The sequence below is a fragment of the Mycobacterium sp. 134 genome (assembly GCF_048282715.1).
Lineage (GTDB): Bacteria > Actinomycetota > Actinomycetes > Mycobacteriales > Mycobacteriaceae > Mycobacterium > Mycobacterium septicum.
Window position 1 is genome coordinate 4,329,749 of the sequence record NZ_JBLVUN010000008.1, and the last position, 18,783, is coordinate 4,348,531.

Annotated in this window: 17 protein-coding genes and 1 pseudogene; 7 read left to right on the forward strand and 11 right to left on the reverse strand. The window is 67.9% G+C overall.

The features are described 5' to 3' along the window. Window positions 1-12 precede the first annotated feature (12 nt). From ACNQVK_RS25350 to ACNQVK_RS25360, 3 genes and pseudogenes are all read right to left on the reverse strand, one after another. The gene (locus ACNQVK_RS25350) at window positions 13-639 is read right to left on the reverse strand and encodes a vitamin K epoxide reductase family protein (protein WP_418031724.1); all 627 of its coding nucleotides are present in this window, start codon (window positions 637-639) and stop codon (window positions 13-15) included. A 76-nt stretch (window positions 640-715) separates the two neighbouring features. Beyond that, a pseudogene (locus ACNQVK_RS25355) lies at window positions 716-1,462 on the reverse strand (DsbA family protein); the annotation flags it as partial. 27 nt (window positions 1,463-1,489) lie between these two features. Next, window positions 1,490-2,626, reverse strand: coding sequence for an alpha/beta hydrolase (locus ACNQVK_RS25360; protein ID WP_418031725.1), 1,137 nt, complete (start codon window positions 2,624-2,626; stop codon window positions 1,490-1,492). Between the two features lie 13 nt (window positions 2,627-2,639). Between ACNQVK_RS25360 and ACNQVK_RS25365 the strand changes: the two genes are divergently transcribed. Both ACNQVK_RS25365 and ACNQVK_RS25370 read left to right on the forward strand, forming a co-directional pair. Next, a complete protein-coding gene (locus ACNQVK_RS25365) occupies window positions 2,640-3,467 on the forward strand; it encodes an aldo/keto reductase (RefSeq protein WP_418034324.1) in 828 nt (275 codons plus the stop codon). Between the two features lie 5 nt (window positions 3,468-3,472). Then, window positions 3,473-4,315 carry an aldo/keto reductase gene (locus ACNQVK_RS25370; protein WP_418031726.1) on the forward strand — a complete coding sequence of 281 codons (843 nt, stop codon included), beginning with the start codon at window positions 3,473-3,475 and terminating at the stop codon, window positions 4,313-4,315. A 101-nt stretch (window positions 4,316-4,416) separates the two neighbouring features. Here ACNQVK_RS25370 and ACNQVK_RS25375 read toward each other — a convergent pair whose 3' ends face one another. Genes ACNQVK_RS25375 through ACNQVK_RS25385 form a run of 3 tightly spaced genes read right to left on the reverse strand, consistent with a single transcriptional unit; the run spans window position 4,417 to window position 9,010 of the window. Next, complete coding sequence (locus ACNQVK_RS25375) at window positions 4,417-5,124, reverse strand: HNH endonuclease family protein (protein ID WP_418031727.1); 708 nt, start codon at window positions 5,122-5,124, stop codon at window positions 4,417-4,419. Continuing rightward, window positions 5,121-7,370 carry an ATP-dependent DNA helicase RecG gene (recG, locus tag ACNQVK_RS25380; RefSeq protein ID WP_418031728.1) on the reverse strand — a complete coding sequence of 750 codons (2,250 nt, stop codon included), beginning with the start codon at window positions 7,368-7,370 and terminating at the stop codon, window positions 5,121-5,123. Before recG ends, ACNQVK_RS25375 begins: the two co-directional genes overlap by 4 nt. Next, window positions 7,370-9,010, reverse strand: coding sequence for a DAK2 domain-containing protein (locus ACNQVK_RS25385; RefSeq protein WP_418031729.1), 1,641 nt, complete (start codon window positions 9,008-9,010; stop codon window positions 7,370-7,372). The genes recG and ACNQVK_RS25385 overlap by 1 nt, the downstream gene beginning before the upstream one ends. A 262-nt stretch (window positions 9,011-9,272) precedes the next feature. On the opposite strand from ACNQVK_RS25385, the gene rpmB reads away from it, so the two are divergent. Continuing rightward, window positions 9,273-9,467, forward strand: a complete 195-nt coding sequence (gene rpmB, locus ACNQVK_RS25390; protein WP_003881125.1) for a 50S ribosomal protein L28 — start codon at window positions 9,273-9,275, stop codon at window positions 9,465-9,467. 326 nt (window positions 9,468-9,793) lie between these two features. Here rpmB and ACNQVK_RS25395 read toward each other — a convergent pair whose 3' ends face one another. Beyond that, window positions 9,794-10,507 (reverse strand): uracil-DNA glycosylase, encoded by a 714-nt coding sequence (locus tag ACNQVK_RS25395; RefSeq protein ID WP_418031730.1) that lies wholly within the window; start codon window positions 10,505-10,507, stop codon window positions 9,794-9,796. Window positions 10,508-10,531: 24 nt separating this feature from the next. Continuing rightward, entirely contained in the window at window positions 10,532-11,524 is a 993-nt protein-coding gene (locus tag ACNQVK_RS25400) for a thiamine-phosphate kinase (protein WP_418031731.1), read from the reverse strand. 106 nt (window positions 11,525-11,630) lie between these two features. On the opposite strand from ACNQVK_RS25400, the gene ACNQVK_RS25405 reads away from it, so the two are divergent. Both ACNQVK_RS25405 and ACNQVK_RS25410 read left to right on the forward strand, forming a co-directional pair. Then, on the forward strand, window positions 11,631-11,873 hold the full coding sequence (locus ACNQVK_RS25405; protein ID WP_418031732.1) for an Lrp/AsnC ligand binding domain-containing protein: 243 nt from the start codon (window positions 11,631-11,633) through the stop codon (window positions 11,871-11,873). A gap of 10 nt (window positions 11,874-11,883) precedes the next feature. After that, the gene (locus ACNQVK_RS25410; RefSeq protein ID WP_418031733.1) at window positions 11,884-12,447 is read left to right on the forward strand and encodes a DUF3515 domain-containing protein; all 564 of its coding nucleotides are present in this window, start codon (window positions 11,884-11,886) and stop codon (window positions 12,445-12,447) included. 3 nt (window positions 12,448-12,450) lie between these two features. On the opposite strand, the gene ACNQVK_RS25415 is transcribed toward ACNQVK_RS25410, so the two are convergent. From ACNQVK_RS25415 to ACNQVK_RS25425, 3 genes are all read right to left on the reverse strand, one after another. Further along, window positions 12,451-13,584, reverse strand: a complete 1,134-nt coding sequence (locus ACNQVK_RS25415; RefSeq protein WP_418031734.1) for a D-alanine--D-alanine ligase family protein — start codon at window positions 13,582-13,584, stop codon at window positions 12,451-12,453. Between the two features lie 61 nt (window positions 13,585-13,645). Then, window positions 13,646-14,752, reverse strand: coding sequence for a cystathionine gamma-lyase (locus ACNQVK_RS25420; protein ID WP_418034326.1), 1,107 nt, complete (start codon window positions 14,750-14,752; stop codon window positions 13,646-13,648). 29 nt (window positions 14,753-14,781) lie between these two features. Further along, window positions 14,782-15,762, reverse strand: coding sequence for an NAD(P)H-dependent glycerol-3-phosphate dehydrogenase (locus ACNQVK_RS25425; RefSeq protein ID WP_418034328.1), 981 nt, complete (start codon window positions 15,760-15,762; stop codon window positions 14,782-14,784). Window positions 15,763-15,844: 82 nt separating this feature from the next. Here ACNQVK_RS25425 and cofC point away from each other — a divergent pair, with 82 nt between their 5' ends. Then, the gene (gene cofC / locus ACNQVK_RS25430; protein WP_418031735.1) at window positions 15,845-16,513 is read left to right on the forward strand and encodes a 2-phospho-L-lactate guanylyltransferase; all 669 of its coding nucleotides are present in this window, start codon (window positions 15,845-15,847) and stop codon (window positions 16,511-16,513) included. 22 nt (window positions 16,514-16,535) lie between these two features. Then, complete coding sequence (locus tag ACNQVK_RS25435) at window positions 16,536-18,743, forward strand: RNA degradosome polyphosphate kinase (RefSeq protein WP_418031736.1); 2,208 nt, start codon at window positions 16,536-16,538, stop codon at window positions 18,741-18,743. Window positions 18,744-18,783 lie beyond the last annotated feature (40 nt).

Consider the following 18,783-nt stretch of genomic DNA (forward strand, 5'->3'; position numbering starts at 1 on the left):
ATTTCGGAAGTGTTACAGCAGCGTTGACCAGTATTCCCAGAAACGCACCAAGATCAACAGCACAAGTGAGGTGAACCAGAGCGCCACCAGCGACCACCGCCACTGATAGATCGCCCGGGCAACCGCGTTGGTGTGCAGCGGCCGAAGCGCGATGGAGCTCGTCACCACGAGCAGCGGGATGGTCACCGACCACACCACCATGCAGTACGGGCACAGGGCGCCGATGCGGTAGAGACTCTGGAAGATCAGCCAGTGCACCATGACGGCACCGAGCAGGGTGCCGGCGGCAAACCCCGACCAGTACCACCGGGGCAGCCGAACACCGGCCACGGCCAGCACACCGGTGACCAGGGTGAGGGTGAAGGCGACCACCCCGATCAGCGAGTTGGGGAATCCGAAGGCCGATGCCTGCCAGGTCGTCATCACCGACCCGCAGGAGATCACCGGGTTGATGCTGCACGACGGCACATAACTTGGATCGATCAGCAGCTCGATCTTCTCGACCGTCAGCGCCAACGCGGCGGCCAGACCGAGGACACCGGCAATCAGGATCCAGACCGCCCCGGCCTTGCCGACGGCCACTCCCGGAGCCTTCTCGGTCCCCGACTCGTCTAGCTCGGACGCGGCGGTGTCGGTCATGGCTGTGCCGGTGCCGGTGCCGGCGCTGCGGGAGCGGGCGCGGCCGGTGCGGCAGGAGCAGGCGCGGCGGGTGCTCCGGGGCCGGGGCCGGGCCCTTCAGGGCGGGCAGGTCTCCGACGATCTCCTTGACCTTCGCGATCAGGGCATCGGGAGTGGTCGGGTTGTACTCTTCGCCGTTGAACCGAACGGTCGGTGTCGAGTTGATCCCGGTGGCTGCGGCCATGCCCTGGACCATCTCCACGTAGCGGCCCTTGGTGATGCAGTCGGGCACCTCACCGGCGGCACCGGCCTGGCGCGCGAGCTCGATGATCCGGGCGTTGTCGGGGTAGACCCCGCTGCCCTCCTCCGGCTGGATTCCGGGTGTGTAGAGCGCGGAGTGGAAGCGGCGGAAGGCATCGATGGACTCGTCGGCGACGCAGTAGGCGGCACCTCCGGCCCGCGACGAGTAGCCGTTGCCCGCCTTGTCCAGGATCGCCACCATGTGGTAGTCGACGGCTACCGCACCGGCGTCGATGAGCTTGTTGATGGTGGGGCCGAACTGCTGTTCCAGATGACCGCACGCGGGGCACAGGAAGTCCTCGAAGAGGCTCAGCGTCACCTTGGGCTCAGTCGTGCCCTCTTTGGTGATCACGTTGGGCGCCGCCACATGCACGGCCCGGGCCTCGCCGGAGGCCGGGCGCTTGTGGCCGGTCGTCACGATGTAGAGCACCAGGCCGACGGCGAACAGCACCACAACGGCTGTCAGCCCGATCTGAACCCACAGGTTGCGCTTGCGGTCAGCCGCCTTGAGGTCGTACTTCGCGGTCTTCTTCGGTTTGGCCACGTCGACAAGCGTACCGGCGCTGCCAGGTCAGCTTTCGGCGTGGCTGAGATGTGCGCGCAGGGCAGAGATCATCGCGCTCGTCGCGGTGGCGCTACCGCCTCCCAGCGGGAAGAAGTTGGCGAACGCATGGATCATCGAGCGCTCCTCGCGGAGGTCCACCACCACCCCGGCGTCCTGCAGTGCCCTCGCGTAGCGGTTGCCCTCGTCACGCAGCGGATCGAACCCAGCGGTGACCACCAGCGCGGGCGGCAAGCCGGTGAGATCCTCGTTCAGCAGCGGTGAGATCACCGGATCATCGGCGGTCGCGTCGGCACCGTCGAGATAGTGCCCGGTGAACCAGTCCATGTCGCGCTTGCTCAGGAAGTAGCCGTCGGCGAACAGTGTCTTGGATCGCGTGTCACTCGACATATCGGTGACCGGATAGAGCAACAGCTGCAGCGCAGGCAGCGGCAGCTCGGAATCACGGGCCTGCTGCGCCACCACGGCGGCCAGGTTGCCGCCCGCGCTGTCTCCCCCGACCACGATGCGCGTGGCGCCCAGACCGGCTGCGTGGTCGAGCGCCCAGCGGTAGGCGGCATACGCGTCGTCGACGGCGGCCGGCGCCTTGTGCTCGGGCGCGAGCCGGTAGTCGACGGAGATCACCTGAATTCCGCCGTCCCGGCAGATCAGCCGGCACAGGCTGTCATGAGTGTCGAGGTCACCGATCACGAAGCCGCCGCCGTGGAAGTACAGCAACAGCGCGGATATCGCCGGGGAGCCCGTGCCGTCGGGGACATATCGTCGCGCCGGGATGGGCCCGGCCGGTCCCGGAATCGAAATCTCGCTCACGTCCGCATGGATGCGGACCTTCATCATGGCTGCGGTGGCCCGCAGCGCGGCTCGCGAGACGGCGACGCCCGACTCCGGGCTGTGATCGGCGACCAGGCCTCCCACCCCGGCCGCATGTTCGGCGGCCAGCGTGAATTGCAGCGTGGTGTCCAGGGTGTTGCCGTCTACGGTCACCGAACGCCCGCCCAGCAACAGGCGCTTGATCCGGTCGGAGATCCGCGGGATCGCGGCCAGCGTGACCTTGGTCGCCTGCACGAGCAACTGCTGTTTGACGGTGTCCCCGGGGCGACCGTCAGATCCCCCTCGGGCCTGCCCTGCTGGCAGACTTTCAGTCATGGCTGATCCCTCTGTGAGTCCTCGTGTCACGCTCAACGACGGTAATTCGATACCGCAAGTCGGGTTGGGGGTTTGGCAGACCCCTGCCGAAGAGACCGAACGCGCAGTGGCCGCGGCGCTGCAGGCAGGCTACCGGCACATCGACACCGCCGCCGCGTACCGCAACGAGCCCGAGACGGGCCGCGGCCTGGTCGAATCCGGGGTCCCCCGCGAGGACGTGTTCCTGGTGACCAAGCTGTGGAACAGCGACCAGGGGTACGACTCGACGCTGGCGGCGTTCGACGCCAGCCTGGATCGGCTCGGTGTGGACTACCTCGACCTGTATCTCATCCACTGGCCCGTGCCGGCCAACAACGCCTACGTCGACACGTTCAAGGCCTTCGCGCACCTACGCGATCAGGGCCGGGTCCGGTCCATCGGGGTGAGCAACTTCGCGCCCGAACACCTCACCGTCCTCATCGACTCCACCGGCATCGTGCCCGTGGTCAATCAGATCGAATTGCACCCGCTGCTACCGCAACACGAGCTTCGGGAGGTGCACGCCGAATTGGGCATCGCCACCGAGGCATGGAGCCCCCTCGGACAGGGGTCGTTACTCGCCGATCCGGTGATCACCGGCATCGCCGACCGGCACGGTAAAACCCCCGCACAGGTACTGATTAGGTGGCATATACATCTGGGTAATATCGTCATCCCCAAGTCGGTGAACCCCGAGCGGATTGTCAGTAATTTCGACGTGTTCGATTTCGACCTGGACGAAACGGACATGGCGGCCATCGCCTCGTTGGAGACGGACACCCGCCTGGGCCCCGATCCGCGAACCTTCAACTTCACAGGATAGGTGCCATGACCTCCTCGGACGGGGCTGCGATTCCCACCGTCACGCTCAACGACGACCGTACGATCCCCGTCGTCGGTCTGGGCGTCGGCGGACTCTCGGATTCCGAGGCAGAGCGCGTGGTGTCGGCGGCCCTGGAGGCCGGCCACCGGTTGATCGACACGGCCGCCGCCTACGGCAACGAGGCCGGCGTCGGGCGGGCCATTGCGGCATCGGGCATTCCGCGCGAAGAGATCTCGGTCACCACCAAGCTGGCGATCACCGATCAGGGTTTCACGTCTTCCCAGGATGCCGGGCGGGCCAGCCTGGAGCGGCTCGGCCTGGACTACGTGGACCTCTACCTGATCCACTGGCCCGGCAACGACATCGGCAAGTACGTCGACAGCTGGGGTGGGCTGATGGCGCTCAAGCAGGCGGGACTGGCCCGCTCCACCGGGGTGTCCAACTTCAGCCCCGAGAATCTGTCGACGATCGTCGACCTGACGTTCGTCGCTCCCGCGGTCAACCAGATCGAACTGCACCCGCTGCTCAACCAGAGTGCCTGGCGGGCGGCCAACGCCCAGTACAACGTCGTCACGGAGGCCTACAGCCCGCTCGGCGTCGGCAATCTGCTCGACAACCCGGCCGTCACGGCCATCGCCGCCGCGCACGGCAGGACCCCGGCGCAGGTGCTGATCCGCTGGAGCATCCAGCTGGGCAACATCGTGATCTCGCGGTCGACCAACGCGGAGCGGATCGCGTCCAACCTCGACGTGTTCGGCTTCGAGCTGACCGACGAGCAGATGGACAGCCTCAACGGCCTCGATGACGGCACCCGGTTCCGGCCGGACCCGGCGACTTTCACGGGCTAGGTTTTCTGCGCAAGCAGACGCCAAAGCACCCCGAATCCGCTGATTTCGGGTACCGCAGCTGGGGCCCCTCCCGCTTGCGGGGCACTGCCCGCCGGGGTGAATCAGCCCCTCGGGCAGGTGCCCGCGGCTTCACGCAGAACTCCGGCCGACGCGACGTCGACCGGGAGCGTGTAACCGCGCAGCACCTCGGCGAACTGCACCGCGTACTGACACCAGAACGCCCGGTTGGGCGGCATCCAGCGGGCGGGCTCCTGATCGCCCTTGTCCTGATTGGGTTTACCCGCGACCGCCAGCAGATTGGCCGGGTCGTTGGCGAACCGCAGCCGCAGATCGTCGGGCCAGTCACGGGCGCCCAGATCCCAGGCCAACGCCAGCGGCACGATGTGGTCGATCTGCACCGAGGCACCCGTCTGATTGCCGCGTACGAACGACACCACCGCATTGGTGTAGGGATCGTGCAGCGTGCCGGTCGCCACGGCGGACGGACAGCGCTTGATCGCGACGAACGTCTTGTCGACGAGGTCACGGTTGAGGATGTCGTTGCGGGTGTCGCAGCCGTTGTGACCACCGGGCGCACTGTTGTCGTCGTCCCACGCCTCACCGAACGCCGCGCGGCGATAGTCGTTGCCGCGCACGCGCACCGGCAACTCTGACACCCCGGCCAGCGGATCGACCCCGGGTGCCATGCTGGGCGGTTGCGCCTGGGCGGCGAACCGGACGGAGTGCGGTGTCGACGTGGTCACCTGGATGGCGACCACCACCGCGAGTGCGACGGCCGCGGCCAGCCCCCACACCCGGCGGCGGGTCATGCCTTGTCCAGGTATTCGACGCGGTCGGTGTTCACGAATTGCGCTGCCAGCAGATCCATTCCGGGATCGTGCGGACTCTGCTCGTAACGCTGCTCGCAGAACGCCCGGGCCTCCTGGATCACCTCGAGGTGGTCCCGCAGGGACAGGAATCGCAGGTTGATGGTGCGCCCGGATTGGTTGAGGCCCAGCACATCTCCCTCACGACGCTCATCGAGGTCGAGATCGGCCAGGGCGAAGCCGTCGAGTGTCCCGGCGACGGCGGTGATCCGCTCACCGGCCTTGGAGGTCTCGGGCAGCCGGGTGGCCAGCAGGCACAGGCTGGGATGCTGACCACGACCGATCCGGCCGCGCAGCTGATGTAGTTGGCTGATGCCGAACCGGTCGGCGTCCATCACCACCATCATGGTCGCGTTCGGCACGTCGACACCGACCTCGATGACGGTGGTACACACCAGGACATCGATCTCGCCGGCCCGGAACGCGCCCATCACGACGTCCTTCTCGTCGCCGGACAACCTGCCGTGCATGAGCCCGAGCCGCAACCCGGACAACGGGCCCGCGCTCAACCGGTCGAACAGTTCGACCACCGTGACGGGCGGCGGGCCGCCGCGCCCGTCGTTCGCGCCTCCGGGTTTGTCCGACTCATCGATACGTGAGGCGACCACGTAGGCCTGTCGCCCCGTGCCCACCTCCTCGCGGATGCGCGCCCAGGCCCGGTCCAGCCAGGTGGGCTTCTGCGAGATGAAAATGGTGTTGGTGGTGATGGGTTGACGGCCACGGGGCAGCTCGCGCAGCGTCGAGGTCTCCAGATCGCCGTACACCGTGAGTGCCACCGTGCGCGGGATCGGCGTGGCCGTCATCACCAGGAGATGAGGTGTCAGCCCATCACGGGCCTTGGCACGCAACGCATCCCGCTGCTCGACACCGAATCGGTGCTGCTCGTCGACGACCACCATGCCGAGGTTGTGAAACTCCACCGCATCCTGCAGCAGGGCGTGCGTGCCGACGACGATGCCGACCTGCCCGGAGGCCACCTCGCCACGCACGGCACGCTTCTGCGGAGCTGTCATCGATCCGGTCAACAGCGCGACACCGGTCGACGCCTCGGCGCCGCCGAGTTGCCCGGCCATCGCCAGCGGCCCCAGCACGTCACGGATGGAGCGCGCATGCTGGGCAGCAAGCACTTCCGTGGGCGCGAGCAAGGCGCACTGGTAGCCCGCGTCGACCATCTGAAGCATCGCCAGCACCGACACGATGGTCTTGCCCGAACCCACCTCGCCCTGCAGCATCCGGTTCATCGGCCGCGTGGAGGCCAGTTCGCCCGAGATCACTTCCAGCACTTCAGATTGGCCTGCGGTCAGCTCGAACGGCATCCGACTGCGCATCGCAGCGGCCAGTCCGTGATCGACAGGCGGTGCGGCAGGGCCGGATTCGCTCAGCTCGCTGTAGCGACGGCCCACCAGACCCCACTGAAGACCGATCGCCTCGTCGAAGGTCAGCCGCTCACTGGCCCGCTCACGTTCAACGGCGTTCTCGGCGAGGTGAATGGCTCGAAGTGCAGCATCCTCGGACATCAGATTGTGTTCGCGGACAAAGGATTCCGGCAGAGGATCCGGGATCGGGTCGAGCATGTCGATGGTTTGCCGGACACACGCGTAGATCTCCCAGGTCTGTACCTTGGCCGACGCCGGGTAGATCGGGAAGAAATCCCGCTCGAACTCCGCGAGCATCTCTTCTCCGGTGGCGCCCGATGCGGTGGCAATGGTCTTGAGCGACTTGGTCCCGATCTGCTTGCCGGGCGGTGGATTCAAGACCAGGAAGGCCGGGTGGTCCAGCTGAAGCGCATTGCGGAAGTACTTGACCTCACCGGAGAGCATGAGCCGGGTGCCGGTTTCCAGCTTGTCGACCATCCACCCGGCGTTGAAGAACGTCGCCGTCACCGAGGGCCGGTGCTCACCCAGGGTGACCCGCAACCACTTTCGGCTCTGCGGCCGACCCGTCTTCTTGCTGAAGGTCGGCTTCATGTCGCCCACCTTGGTTTCGGTGACAACCTCGATGAAGGTGACGTGCTCACCCTCCTCCAGGTCGAGAGCCTCGCCCTCGCCGCGCACCGACATGCCGTCGCTGTACTTACGCGGGTAGTGCCGCAGCAGATCGTTGACCGTACGCAGGCCGAAATTCGCGTTCAGCTTGTCCGCGTTCTTCTTTCCGATCACGAACTCGAGGCGGTCGCCGAGATTGACCACTACTCCACCCCGATCAGCAGGGCGTCGCCGCGGTGGCCGGTGTGATAGGTCACCAACTCGACGCCGAGGTGCGCCCGGTGCACATGAGCCTTCAGCGCCTGCCCCACGGCGACGTCCACCCCGTCGCCGGTCAGCACCGTGATCAGTTCCCCGCCCGCCACCATCAACAGGTCGATCAACCCGGCGGCAGCCGTGGTGATGTCGGGTCCCACGATCAGCACCTCATCGCCGGCAATGCCAAGCCCGTCGCCTGGCTTACAGGAACCTGCCCAGGTCAACGCCTCTTCGGTGGCAATCCGCACCGCGCCGTGCCGCGCACCCGCGGCCGCTCGCGCCATGGTGTACCCGTCGTCGACCGCTTGCCTGCTCGCGTCGTGAACGGCCAGCGCGGCCAGCCCCTGCACCATCGATCCGGCCGGCACCGGCACGACATCGATGCCCCGCCCGATCGCCGCCGTGCAGCCCGCCACCAGTTCCTCGGCGGCGACGTACCCGTTTGGCAGCACCATGATCTGGGCAGCACCCACGTCGACCAGGGCGCGCAACAACTGCTGGGCGTTGACGGGCTCGCCCTCGTCGGGCCGCAACACGTGCGCGCCCTCACCCGCGAACAGCTCGACGCCACCGTCCCCGTCCACGACGGCCAGCACGGCGCGCTCACGGGCCCAGCCCCCGGCAGACCTGAGGCCAGGGGCCACGGTCAACGCGGTGATCTGGATGCGGTTCAAGGACCCGACCGCGAGCCCGGCCTCGACCGCCGCCCCGGCGTCATCCACGTGGACGTGAACCGAGTACTGATCACCGCCGGAAGCGGCGATCGCCACCGACTCACCCATCTGCTCCAGTGCGGCCCGTAACCCCTCGACGGCGGGGGCGCCGCATCCGGTCAGCAGGTACATGACCTCGAACTGAGGCGGGGCCTGTGTGGCGGCCAGTTCCGTGGCGGCAAGCGCGGCCTGCGGCGAGGCCGGGGTGTAGACCGGCCGGCGGGGCGATTGCCCGGCCAGTGTGGCAGTCATCGCGTCCAGCAGGACCAACAGGCCGCGGCCGCCGGAATCGACCACGCCGGCCTTGGCCAGTACGTCGAGTTGTTGCGGTGTGCGATCCAGGGCGGCTGACGCGGCCTCGCCTGCGGCCGCGGCCGCGTCAGCGACGTCACCGCCCTCGGCCGCGCAGCGTGCGGCGGCCTCGGCCGCGGCCTGCAGCACCGACACGATGGTCCCCGGCACGGGCTCACCCATCGAGGTGACGGCCAAGGCGGCGGCGTGGCGCAGCGCGGCTCCGAACAGCGCGGCATCCACGGCCGACAGGTCGCCGTCACGCTGGGCCGCCGCGGTGGTGATGACCTCGGCCAGGCCGAGCAGGATCTGCGACAGGATCACCCCGGAGTTCCCCCGGGCCCCCTGCAACGCCCCGGCCGCCAACGCACTGGCCACTGCGGGGATGTCCCCGTCGGCAGGCTCGGCGTCGACATGCGCCCATGCCGAACGCATCGTGAACAGCATGTTTGTCCCGGTGTCCGCATCGGCCACCGGGAAGACATTGAGCCGGTTGATCTCGTCGGTATGGGTGATCAGGTCGTCGACGGCGGCGTGGGCCCATGCCCGCAGAGCGGGGGCATCCAGCCGCCGAGCCGACATCGGACCTCCCAATCCCCATCAGATCCCACAGAAATCCGCGGCCATCCCCCGCGGTCACCGCCGTGGGCGCCAGCCTATCGACTGACAGCGACAAACTTGATCAGAGCACCGCCTGCTGTGGACAACCTGGGGTCGTGTTCACGGGCCGTTTTGGCGATCCTCTGGCCTCCCGGTATTCTGATCAGGTTGTCGGGTTGAGCCCCGCCGTTTTGCGGCGAGCGGGCCCAGACCCCCCAAGGACTGATTTCGAGGAGTTGTTGATATGGCTGCCGTGTGCGATATCTGCGGAAAGGCCCCGGGCTTCGGCAAGTCGGTGTCGCACTCGCATCGGCGGACCAGCCGGCGCTGGGATCCGAACATCCAGTCGGTGCGTGCCGTGGCACGTCCGGGTGGCAACAAGCAGCGTGTGAACGCCTGCACCTCCTGCATCAAGGCCGGCAAGGTCTCGCGCGGCTGACGTTGCGCGCGTCGCGCGCCTGACCGGCGCGCAACCGGCTCGTTTATTCAAGGGCACGGCAGGGTACGTGCTGCCGTCATGGCCCTATGTCGTGCATCACATGCACCGCTCTGTACATTCGCTGCCGCCATCGCGGTCGGCTCGATGCTGACCGCGTGTGGGGGCACGTCCACCGATGGCAACACCATCTCGGAGACGTCTTCGACGACCGAGGCACCGGTGACCTCTGAAGGCTCTCCAGGTGACGTCACCATCGAGATCCCCTCACCGGGTGTTCCGGCTCCGCCGTCCATTCCGCAGCGGCCGGGCCCGATGCCCTGATCCGCTCAGGGCAACCGCCAGTCGATCGGGTCGGCGCCCTTCTGCTGCAGCAGTTCGTTGGCACGACTGAACGGGCGTGACCCGAAGAATCCTCGCGACGCCGACAACGGCGACGGATGCGGCGATTCGATCGTCGCGCAGTCACCTTCGGCCAGTAGCGGTTTCAGCGTCGAGGCATCACGGCCCCACAGCACCGCCACCATTGGCTGCTCGCGCGCCACCAGCGCGCGGATCGCGCATTCCGTCACCGCTTCCCAGCCCTTGCCCCGGTGCGAGGCCGGCGTCCCCGGGGACACCGTGAGCACCCTGTTGAGCAGCATCACGCCTTGCTGCGCCCACGGGGTGAGGTCACCGTTGGCCGGCTGCGGATGGCCGAGATCCTGGGCGTATTCGGTGAAGATGTTCGACAGACTGCGGGGCAGCGGGCGCACGTCGGCACCCACCGAGAAACTGAGGCCGACGGCATGCCCCGGTGTCGGATACGGGTCCTGACCGACGATCAGCACCCGCACCTTGTCGAAAGGAAAGGTGAAGGCGCGCAGAACATTCTGACCGGCGGGCAGATAGCGCCTGCCGGCGGCGAGTTCAGCGCGCAGGAACTCCCCCATCTGCGCGACGTCCGCCCCCACCGGCTCGAGCGCGCGGGCCCAGCCGTCCTCGACAAGTTCATTGAGGGGGCGTGCACCTGTTGAATCGCTCGTCGCATCCGCAGCAGTCACGGAAAGCCAACTTAGCGTGAGCCCTCAGTCAAACGATTGCCATCCCGCATTTCCGGCCCACGCGCCGCCGTCGACAAGGACTTCCGGCGGGCCGTCGAGCACTCGTCCGATGGCCCGCCAGCCCGGAGGTGGCGCGCCGGGGAACGTCGCGGCCAGCGCGTGGTCCTCACCGCCGCCGAGCACCCATTCCCAGGGGTCCGCACCCACTGCCACGGCGGCCTCGGCGACCGCCTGCCGATCGCCGTCGAGAAGGCGCCTGTCCACGTCGATGCCGACCCCCGAGGCCGTCGCGATGTGGCCCAGGTCGGCGAGCAGACCGTCGGACACATCGGTCATCGCGGTGGCGCCGGCGTCGGCGGCGCGTGCGCCCTGCCCATAGGGCGGCTGCGGGGTCAGGTGCCGCTGCCGTAGTTCGGAGAACCCGGCCTGCCCTGCCATGCCGCGGTGCAGCAGCGCGTATCCGGCTGCCGAACGACCAAGTTCACCGGCCACCGCCACGGTGTCGCCGGCCCGGGCACCGCTGCGGCGCACCGGTTCCCGGCCGCCGAGGTCGCCGAGCACCGTGACCGATATCACCCACAGGGGGGCACTGACCAGATCGCCGCCGGCGATGCTGGCGCCCAGCTGACGCGCCTCGTCCCACAGTCCGTCCGTCACGCTCGCCGCGACAGAGACAGAGGTGTCCGACGGGGCGCCGAACGCCACCACGAATGCCGTGGGCCGCGCACCCATCGCTTCGATGTCGGCGGCGTTCTGGGCGATGGCCTTGCGGCCGATGTCGTGCGGCGTCGACCAATCCAGCCGGAAATGGCGGTCCTGCACCAGCATGTCGGTGGAGACCACCGTGCGGCCATCGGCGGCCGTCACGACGGCCGCGTCGTCACCGGGGCCCAGGGTCACCGCGTCGGCTTGCGTGCGTCCGGCGACCAATCGGTCGATGACCGCGAATTCCCCGGCTCCTGCCAAGGTGTCGTCGTTGTCGTCAGCGGAATCGCTGCCGATGGTGTCGCCGGTCATGTGGCCTCCTGCCGGTCGGCTGCCGCGTCCTGAACCCGAACCCGACCTGCGGTACGTTTGGTGCCTGCGGCCAGCAGTTTATGCAGCGAGACGGAGGAGATAGCCGGTGGTGGAGGCTTACGTGCTGATCCAGACCGAGGTGGGCCGCGCCGAAGTCGTCGCCAAACAACTCTCCGCCCTGCCGGGCGTGGTGTCCGCGGAATACGTGACCGGGCCCTATGACGTGGTCCTGCGCATCACTGCCGACACCTTGGCGCTGCTGCAGTCCGACGTGGTCCCCGCCGTGCAGCAGGTACCCGGGATCACCCGGACCCTGACCTGCCCGATCGCCAACGCCGGCCAGCCATAGAGTTGGTGGTGTGACCGACTCGCACACCACCGATGGACCGCCCCGCGCCCTGTTGATCGCGGCGGTCGTCGTCGCGGTCTCGGTGCTGATCACCGTCCTCGGAATCGCGGCGTCCCGGCAACGCTCACCCGAGCAGCAACCCGTCGCCATCCCGGCGATCCCGGCACCGCAGGCCGACAGCCAGCAGTGCCACGACCTGCTGAACGCACTCCCCCAGCAGCTTGGAGATTTCCGCCGCGCCCCGACCGTCGACCCCACGCCTCCTGGCACCGCGGCCTGGCGTGCCGAGCCCGACACCGAGCCCGTCGTCTTGCGGTGCGGGCTGGAACGCCCCACCGATTTCGTCGTGGGGACCCCGCTGCAGGTGGTCGACGAGATCCAGTGGTTCAGAGTGGGAGAAGCCGGCCCGGCCGCCGATGACCAGGGCCGCAGCACCTGGTATGCCGTGGACCGCCCGGTGTACGTCGCGCTGACCCTGCCCGCCGGCTCGGGGCCGACACCCATTCAGCAGATCTCCGGTCAGATCGCCCGCACCATGACCGCCCAGGAACCCGCACCGGCCCCGGTGCGCTGAATTTCAGCGCAGGCCGGTGCCCCGGGCCAGCGCGGTCTCGACCATCGCGGTCAGCAACGTCGGGTAGTCGACGCCGCTGGCCGCCCACATACGCGGGAACATCGAGATGGTGGTGAACCCGGGCATGGTGTTGATCTCGTTGATCACGGGTCCGTCGTCGGTCAGGAAGAAGTCGACGCGGGCCAGCCCCTGGCAGTCGATCGCGGTGAACGCGCGCACGGCCAGCCGGCGGACCTCCTCGGACACGTCGTCGTCGACCTTGGCGGGCACGTCCAATTCGGCCGCGTCGACAAGGTATTTCGTGGCGAAGTCGTAGAAGCCGTCCTCGCGTCCGCGCACTCCGGCCACTCGGATCTCGCCCAATGTGCTGGCTTCGACGCTGCCATCGGGGAATTCGAGGACACCGCATTCCAGTTCGCGGCCCGGCACCGCGGCCTCGACGATGACCTTCGGATCGTGGCGGCGCGCGAGCTCGATCGCCGCGGGCAGTTCATCCCACGCCGCGACCCGGCTGACGCCGATCGAGGAGCCGCCCCGGGCGGGCTTGACGAACACCGGCAGGCCGAGACGTTCCCGCTGCTCAAGACTGAGCGTGGGTACCGAGTCGTCGCGGTTGGGACGCAGCACGACGAAGTCGCCGATGGGCAGGCCCTCGGCGACGAGGAGCTTCTTGGTGAACTCCTTGTCCATCCCGGCAGCGCTGGACAGCACACCCGACCCCACGTACGGAATCCCGGCCAACTCCAGCAGGCCCTGAATGGTGCCGTCCTCGCCGTAGGGGCCGTGCAGCACAGGGAAGACCACGTCGACGGCTGCCAGCAGCTCACCGGGACCGTTGCTCAGCGCCAGCAGCTGGCCTCTGCGGTTGGGGGCGGCGGGCAGCGCGAGTTCGGTACCAGACGTCTCGGTGACCTCGGGCAGCTGACCGTCGGTGATCGCGAGGGTCTCGGGACGTCCGTCGGTCAACACCCACGAACCGTCGGGCGTGATCCCGACCGCGATCACCTCGAATCGCTCGGGGTCGAGATTGCGCAGGATGCTGCCTGCCGATACGCAGGAGATCGCGTGCTCCGAGCTACGCCCGCCGTAGACGACGGCGACGCGCGTGCGGGATCCGGTCTGATTACGCCCTGTCACAACCTAGAGAGGCTACCGTCCCGGTCGGTCCCTGCATTTCGGCGGATCCTGACCTGGGCTTTCATGTCCGAAGCGCCTGCTCGACGTCGGTCAGCAGGTCTTCGGTGTCCTCGATCCCGGCCGAGATGCGGGCGAACCCGGCAGGCACCGGGTCACCCCACCGGGCCCGGCGGTCGACCGAGGTGTGAATCCCGCCGAAGCTGGTCGAGGCGATGAGCAGGGCGCTGCGGTCCACCAGAGCATGGACAGCCGCGGCATCGGCCAGCTCGATCGACACCAATCCGCCGAACCGCTTCATCTGGGTGGCCGCCAGCTCGTGCGCCGGGTCTTCGGGCAACCCGGGATAGCGCACCGAGCGCACGGCCGGATGGCTGCGCAGCATCAGCGCCAGGGCGGCGGCGTTCTGGCATTGCCGTTCGAAACGCAGCCCGGCGCTGCCGAGGCTGCGCAACACGAGCCACGCCTCGAACGCGCCCAGGATCGGCCCGGCCAGCAGCCGGTCCCGCTCCACCGCGGCCATCAGCTCGGGCTGGCTGCCCGCCACGTAGCCGGCCACCAGATCGCTGTGACCCGAAAGTGATTTGGTGGCGCTGGCCACCACCAGGTCAGCGCCCAGCGAAAGCGGTTGTTGGCCCAGCGGTGTGGCGGTGGTGTTGTCGACTACGAGCGTGGCACCGCGACCGCGGCAGGTCATCGCCAGCCGGTGCAGATCCACGACGTCGAGCCCGGGGTTGGCCGGCGTCTCGGCGAGCACCACGTCGGCGTGGGCGGCCGCATCACAGATATCGGCGACATTCGCCTCGATCACCGTGATGCCTTGCGGTGCAAGGTATTCGACCGCATACCGGCGGACCTGGTAGTAGCCGTCGGCCGGGACCACCAGCGTGGTTCCGGGTTTGGCGAGCACCCGCAGCGTCGAGGTGATCGCGGCCATGCCGGACCCGAACGTGAGCGCGGTGCCGGCCCCTTCCAGCTCGGCGAGCGCTGATTCCAGTTGTCGCCACGACGGGTTCGAGCTGCGCCCGTAGCTGTCCAGCGGCTCGGTCTCGTCGGGCGAGAGATGGTACGTCGACGCCGGCACCGGGATCGGGGCCACGGGTTGTCCCGGAATCGATTCCAGACCAACGGCTTTGACGCTCCTGGTGGAATCGCCGTACATGCCGTCCATACCTGATACCTCCTCACGTCCGGAGGCCGTCACTCCGGTTTGGTACTGCGCCCCAACAATCCTGCGACTGCCTCGTGAACCGACAATCCCTTGTGGCACACCCTATGAACGGCGTCGGTCAACGGCATCTCGACGCCATAGCTGGATGCCAGCGCCAACACCGATTCGCACGAGGCCACGCCCTCGGCCACATGTCCGCCTGCCGCGGTCAAGGCCGATTCCATGGTGCCGCCCTTGCCCAGCCGCTCACCAAAGGTGCGGTTACGGGAATGGCTGGAGGTGCACGTGGCCACGAGATCCCCGACGCCGGCCAACCCGGCCAGCGTCGCGGGGGTGGCGCCGAGCGCGATACCCAACCGCATCACCTCGGCCAGGCCGCGCGTGATGATGGCGGCAACGGTGTTCTCCCCCAGCCCCACACCGACGGCCATTCCGCAGGCCAGCGCGATGACGTTCTTGCAGGCCCCGCCCACCTCGGCACCGATCACATCGGCGTTGGTGTAGGGCCGGAAGTATCCGGTGGCCAGGGCGCGTTGCAGTGTTACCGCGCGGCCGGAGTCGCTGCACGCGACGACGGTGGCCGCGGGCTGCTCGTCGGCGATCTCGCTGGCCAGGTTCGGCCCGGTCACCACCGCCACCCGGGACGGATCGGCGCCGGTCACCTGGACGATGACCTGGCTCATCCGCATGAGTGAGCCGAGTTCGATTCCCTTGGCCAGGCTCACCAGCGTCACGTCGTCACCGATCAGATGCTTCCAGCCCTCCAGGTTCGCCCGCAGCTGCTGCGCGGGAACCCCGAGCAACACCGTGCAGGCGCCGGCCAGCGCCTCGGCCGGATCGCTGGTGGCCCTGATCGTCGAGGGGAGCACGACGTCGCCGAGGTAGCGACTGTTGCGATGTTCGGTGTTGATCTCGTCGGCAACCTCGGGGCGCCGGGCCCACATCGTCACCGGGTTACCCGCGTCCGCCAGCACCTTGGCCAGCGCCGTCCCCCACGCACCGGCACCCATCACCGCAGCCTCTACCACCCGCTCACCCTATCCCGGCGGCTGCGCCACTCGCCGACGCCGGCCGGGCTGGCAGGATGAACCCATGAGCGGCTCCCGAAGCGACAACGCCGCAGCAGCAACGCAGGCCGCTGACGTCACGCTGGTGATTGCGGTGAAACGGCTGTCGGCCGCCAAAACCCGGCTGGCGCCCATCTTCTCCGCGGCCACCCGCGAGGCCGTGGTGCTGGCGATGCTCGTCGACACCATCACTGCCGCGTCGTCCATCGCCCCGGTGACAGTCGTCACCCCCGACGACACCGCGGCCGACGCCGCCAGGCAACTCGGCGCCGGGGTGCTGATGGACCCGACACCACCCGGTCATAGTGACCCACTCAACAACGCCATCGCCGCGGCCGAGGCCGAACTCCGCTCCACCGCACCGAATATCGTTGTTCTCCAAGGCGATCTGCCTGCCCTGCAGCCCCAGGAGCTGGCCGAGGCCCTGACCCTGGCCCGCGGCTACCAACGCAGCTTCGTCGGAGATCGGCACGGCACGGGCACCTCTGCGCTGTTCGCATTCGGCATTTCGCTGGCTCCGCACTTCGGATCCGATTCGGCTGCGCGCCATCGGCACTCCGGTGCGATCGAACTCACCGGCGCGTGGCCCGGTCTGCGCTGCGACATCGACACACCCGACGATCTCCAGGTGGCTCGACGCCTCGGTGTCGGAGCCGCAACCGCGCGCACCCTCGGCAGGCACGCCAGTAGGTAGCCCCGCACCCCTGGCATAGGGAATGATCGGACAGATGAGCGAAGCCACCGAAGCCGAGCCAACGACCCGGTCCGACAACTCTGAACGGGACACCACCTCAACCGCATCGGGGCAGCCCATCGAGTCTGCGACACCTGAAGCTCCACCGGCGGCCACCTGGCCGGCCGTTGACAACGCGCTGCCCGAGGACCGCTACCTCAACCGCGAGCTGAGCTGGCTGGACTTCAACGCGCGTGTGCTGGCACTGGCCGCAGACCCGTCACTGCCACTGCTCGAGCGGGCAAAGTTCCTGGCGATCTTCGCGTCCAATCTGGACGAGTTCTACATGGTCCGGGTGGCCGGCCTCAAACGCCGCGACGAGATGGGGCTTTCGGTGCGCTCGGCCGACGGTCTGTCGCCGCGCGAGCAGCTGCGCCGCATCAACGAACGCACCCAGCAGATCGCCAGCCGTCATGCCAATGTGTTCCTCAGCTCGGTCCGCCCGGCGCTGGCCGAAGAGGGCATCGTCATCGTCAACTGGGCCGAGCTCGACGAGGCCGAGCGCGCAAAGCTCTCCACCTACTTCCACGAACAGGTCTTTCCGGTCCTGACCCCGCTGGCGGTGGACCCGGCGCACCCGTTCCCGTTCGTCAGCGGGCTGAGCCTGAATCTGGCCATCACCGTCAAACATCCCGAAGACGGCGGGCAGCACTTCGCCAGGATCAAGGTCCCCGACAACGTCGGGCGCTTCGTGGAGCTGAGCGCACCGACCGACGGATCGACCGTGGTGCGGTTCCTGCCGATGGAGGAACTCATCGCCGCGTTCCTGCCGGTGTTGTTCCCCGGCCTGGAGATCGTCGAGCACCACGCGTTCCGGATCACCCGCAACGCCGACTTCGAGGTCGAAGAGGACCGCGACGAGGATCTGCTGCAAGCGCTCGAACGGGAACTCGCCCGGAGGCGGTTCGGCTCGCCGGTCCGGTTGGAAGTGTCGGACGACATGACCGAGAGCATGCTCGAATTGCTGCTGCGGGAACTGGATGTGGCCCCGAGTGACGTGATCGAGGTGCCCGGGCTGCTGGATCTGTCCGCGCTCTGGCAGATCTACGCCGTGGACCGGCCCGCCCTCAAGGATCGGCCGTTCGTGCCCGCCACCCCACCGGCTTTCGGCGAGCGTGAGACCCCCAAGAGCATCTTCTCGACGCTGCGCGACGGGGACGTGCTGGTGCACCACCCGTATGACTCGTTCTCCACCACGGTGCAACGCTTCATCGAGCAGGCCGCGGCCGACCCCAACGTGCTGGCGATCAAACAGACTCTCTACCGCACCTCCGGCGATTCACCGATCGTCAACGCGCTGATCGACGCGGCCGAGGCCGGCAAGCAGGTGGTCGCGCTCGTCGAGATCAAAGCCCGCTTCGACGAACAGGCCAACATCAAGTGGGCCAGGGCTCTCGAACAAGCCGGGGTACACGTGGTCTACGGATTGATCGGCCTGAAAACCCACTGCAAGACCTGCCTTGTGGTGCGGCGTGAAGGGTCGACGATCCGGCGCTACTGCCACATCGGCACCGGAAACTACAACCCGAAAACCGCGCGGCTGTATGAAGACGTCGGCTTGCTCACCGCCGATCCCGACATCGGCGCTGACCTGACCGACCTGTTCAATTCCCTGACCGGCTACTCGCGCAAGGACTCCTACCGCAATCTGCTGGTGGCACCGCGGGGTGTGCGCAAGGGCATCATCGAGCGCATCGATCGCGAGATCGCCGCGCATCACGAGGGGGCCACGACCGGAATCCGGTTGAAGGCCAATGCCCTGGTGGACGAGCAGGTGATCGATGCGCTCTATCGGGCGTCGCAGGCCGGCATCCCGGTCGAGATCGTGGTCCGGGGCATCTGCGCCCTACGCCCGGGCGTTCCCGGATACTCCGACAACATCAGGGTGCGCTCGATCCTGGGGCGCTTCCTCGAGCACTCGCGGATTATTCACTTCCGCGCCACCAACGAGTTCTGGATCGGCAGTGCCGACATGATGCATCGTAATCTCGACCGCCGTGTCGAAGTGATGGCTCAGGTCAAGGATCCGAGGCTGACCGCGCAACTCAACGAGGTGTTCGAGTCCGCGATGGATCCGGCCACCCGGTGCTGGGAGTTGCGACACGATGGTCACTGGACAGCGCTGCCCCAGGAGGGGCAGACAGTCCGCGACCACCAGGTGTCGCTGATGGAACGTCACCGGCACCCCTGATCCCCACCGGGCCGACTGCCCTGGCCGGTGAATGACCTGC

Coding starts and splice junctions, on each gene's coding strand:
- ACNQVK_RS25350 (WP_418031724.1), bottom strand. CDS start 639: ATGACCGACACCGCCGCGTCCGAGCTAGACGAGTCGGGGACCGAGAAG.
- ACNQVK_RS25360 (WP_418031725.1), bottom strand. CDS start 2,626: ATGACTGAAAGTCTGCCAGCAGGGCAGGCCCGAGGGGGATCTGACGGT.
- ACNQVK_RS25370 (WP_418031726.1), top strand. CDS start 3,473: ATGACCTCCTCGGACGGGGCTGCGATTCCCACCGTCACGCTCAACGAC.
- ACNQVK_RS25375 (WP_418031727.1), bottom strand. CDS start 5,124: ATGACCCGCCGCCGGGTGTGGGGGCTGGCCGCGGCCGTCGCACTCGCG.
- ACNQVK_RS25385 (WP_418031729.1), bottom strand. CDS start 9,010: ATGTCGGCTCGGCGGCTGGATGCCCCCGCTCTGCGGGCATGGGCCCAC.
- rpmB (WP_003881125.1), top strand. CDS start 9,273: ATGGCTGCCGTGTGCGATATCTGCGGAAAGGCCCCGGGCTTCGGCAAG.
- ACNQVK_RS25400 (WP_418031731.1), bottom strand. CDS start 11,524: ATGACCGGCGACACCATCGGCAGCGATTCCGCTGACGACAACGACGAC.
- ACNQVK_RS25420 (WP_418034326.1), bottom strand. CDS start 14,752: ATGGACGGCATGTACGGCGATTCCACCAGGAGCGTCAAAGCCGTTGGT.
- ACNQVK_RS25425 (WP_418034328.1), bottom strand. CDS start 15,762: ATGGGTGCCGGTGCGTGGGGGACGGCGCTGGCCAAGGTGCTGGCGGAC.
- cofC (WP_418031735.1), top strand. CDS start 15,845: ATGAGCGGCTCCCGAAGCGACAACGCCGCAGCAGCAACGCAGGCCGCT.
- ACNQVK_RS25435 (WP_418031736.1), top strand. CDS start 16,536: ATGATCGGACAGATGAGCGAAGCCACCGAAGCCGAGCCAACGACCCGG.